Source organism: Sulfitobacter sp. HI0129 (assembly GCF_001635395.1).
Classification (GTDB): Bacteria; Pseudomonadota; Alphaproteobacteria; order Rhodobacterales; family Rhodobacteraceae; genus Sulfitobacter.
In genome coordinates, this window is the sequence record NZ_LWGH01000268.1 from 1 (window position 1) to 2,757 (window position 2,757).

Genomic DNA, 2,757 nt, shown 5'->3' on the forward strand with positions numbered 1-2,757 from the left:
AGGATAGAAAGCATGACGATCACAGTCGGTCAGGACAGTTCGGGAACCCGCAAGACGCTTCAGTCCGGCGGCAGCTCCGTCGCCTATTACTCCATCCCCGCAGCGGAAGAGGCGGGCTTGGGCGATTTTTCCAAGTTGCCCGCCGCCCTCAAGGTCGTGCTGGAAAACATGCTGCGCTTCGAGGATGGCAAGACCGTCACCGTGGACGACATCAAGGCCTTCGCCGAATGGGCGCAAAAGGGCGGCAAGAACCCGCGGGAAATCGCCTACCGCCCGGCGCGCGTTCTGATGCAGGACTTCACCGGCGTTCCGGCGGTCGTCGACCTTGCGGCCATGCGTGACGGCATTGTGGCCCTGGGCGGCGACGCACAGAAGATCAACCCGCTCAACCCCGTCGATCTGGTGATCGACCATTCGGTGATGATCGACGAATTCGGCAATCCGCGCGCCTTCCAGATGAACGTGGACCGTGAATACGAACGCAACATCGAACGCTATACCTTCCTGAAGTGGGGCCAGAAGGCCTTCAACAACTTCCGCGTCGTGCCCCCCGGCACCGGCATCTGCCATCAGGTGAACCTCGAATATCTCAGCCAGACGGTCTGGACCGACAAGGACCAGAACGGCGAGGAAGTGGCCTATCCCGACACCCTCGTGGGCACCGACAGCCACACCACCATGGTCAACGGTGCTGCCGTCCTTGGCTGGGGCGTTGGCGGGATCGAGGCCGAGGCCGCGATGCTGGGCCAGCCCATCTCCATGCTGATCCCCGAAGTTGTCGGCTTCGAGCTGACGGGCAAGATGATGGAAGGCACCACCGGCACCGACCTGGTGCTGAAAGTCGTGGAAATGCTGCGCGAAAAGGGCGTGGTGGGCAAGTTCGTCGAATTCTACGGCGCGGGCCTCGACCACCTGCCGCTGGCTGACCGGGCCACCATCGCCAACATGGCGCCCGAATACGGCGCGACCTGCGGCTTCTTCCCGATCGACGATGAAACGCTGCGCTATCTGACCAACACGGGCCGCGACAAGGACCGCGTCGCGCTCGTCAAAGCCTATGCTCAGGCCAATGGCATGTGGCGCGATGCCGATTATGCCCCGGTCTATACCGATACGCTCAGCCTCGACATGGGGACAATCGTTCCGGCGATCTCCGGCCCCAAGCGCCCGCAGGACTTCATCGCGCTCACCGAAGCGCACAAGGCCTTCGGCCAGTACGTCAAGGGCATCCGCGAAGGCAAGGACACGACCCCCAACGCCGAGATCCGCTGGGAAGGCGAAGGCGGCCAGCCCGAACCGGAGGACATTCCCGGTGACGAAGGCCACCACAACCGCGGATACGTGCCCACCGAGGGCGGGCATTACCAGTTGCACGACGGCTCCATCGTGATCGCCTCGATCACCTCCTGCACCAATACCTCGAACCCCTACGTGATGATCGGCGCCGGGCTCGTGGCCCGCAAGGCGCGTGAAAAGGGCCTCACCCGCAAACCCTGGGTCAAGACCTCCCTCGCTCCGGGCAGCCAGGTGGTGTCCCACTACCTCGAAGCCGCCGGACTGCAGGATGACCTCGATGCCATCGGCTTCAACCTCGTGGGCTATGGCTGCACCACCTGCATCGGCAACTCCGGCCCGCTGGAGCCCGAGATCAGCAAGGCAATCAACGACTACGACCTGATCGGCACCTCCGTGCTGTCGGGCAACCGGAACTTCGAAGGCCGCATTTCGCCCGATGTACGGGCCAACTACCTCGCCTCGCCGCCGCTGGTCGTGGCCTATGCCCTCGTGGGCGACATGAACCACGATCTGGCGAACAGCCCGCTGGGTCAGGACCACGACGGCAACGACATCTACCTGAAGGACATCTGGCCCTCGACGCAGGAGATCGCGGAACTGGTCGAAAAGACCGTCACCCGCGAGGCGTTCCAGGACAAATACGCCGATGTCTTCAAGGGCGACGAGAAATGGCAGGCGGTGGAGACCACCGACAGTCAGACATACGACTGGCCCCCCCAGTCCACCTACGTGCAGAACCCGCCCTATTTTCAGGGCATGGGCAAGGAGCCGGGGACGATCACCAACATCGAAGGTGCCAAGGTACTGGCCCTTCTGGGGGACATGATCACCACCGACCACATCTCGCCCGCCGGGTCGTTCAAGGAAAGCACACCCGCCGGTCAGTACCTCACCGAACGGCAGGTGCCCGTGCGCGAATTCAACAGCTACGGGTCGCGCCGGGGCAACCACGAGGTCATGATGCGCGGCACATTCGCCAACATCCGCATCAAGAACGAGATGCTGGATGGTGTCGAAGGCGGCTATACCAAGGGGCCGGACGGCAAGCAGACGTCGATCTTCGATGCGGCTATGGCCTATCAGGATGCCGATACCCCGCTGGTGATCTTCGGCGGCGAACAATACGGCGCAGGCTCCAGCCGTGACTGGGCGGCCAAAGGCACCGCTCTGCTCGGCGTGAAGGCCGTCATCGCGGAAAGCTTCGAGCGTATCCACCGCTCCAACCTCGTTGGCATGGGGGTCATTCCGTTTGAATTCACCGGGGGGGACACGCGCAAGTCGCTGGGCCTGACCGGGGATGAAACCGTCTCCATCAAGGGTCTCGACACGATCAAGCCGCTGCAGGAAGTGCCCTGCACCATCACCATGGCCGATGGCAGCACCAAGGACATCACNCTGAAGTGCCGCATCGATACGGCGATCGAGATCGAATACGTCGAACACGACGGCGTGCTGCACTAC

General features: G+C 63.0%; 1 protein-coding gene. It reads left to right on the forward strand.

What is annotated here, in order from left to right:
- Positions 1–12 precede the first annotated feature (12 nt).
- Positions 13–2,757 (forward strand): aconitate hydratase AcnA (acnA, locus tag A3764_RS05530; RefSeq protein ID WP_067951303.1); only part of this gene is annotated, 2,745 nt, incomplete at its 3' end.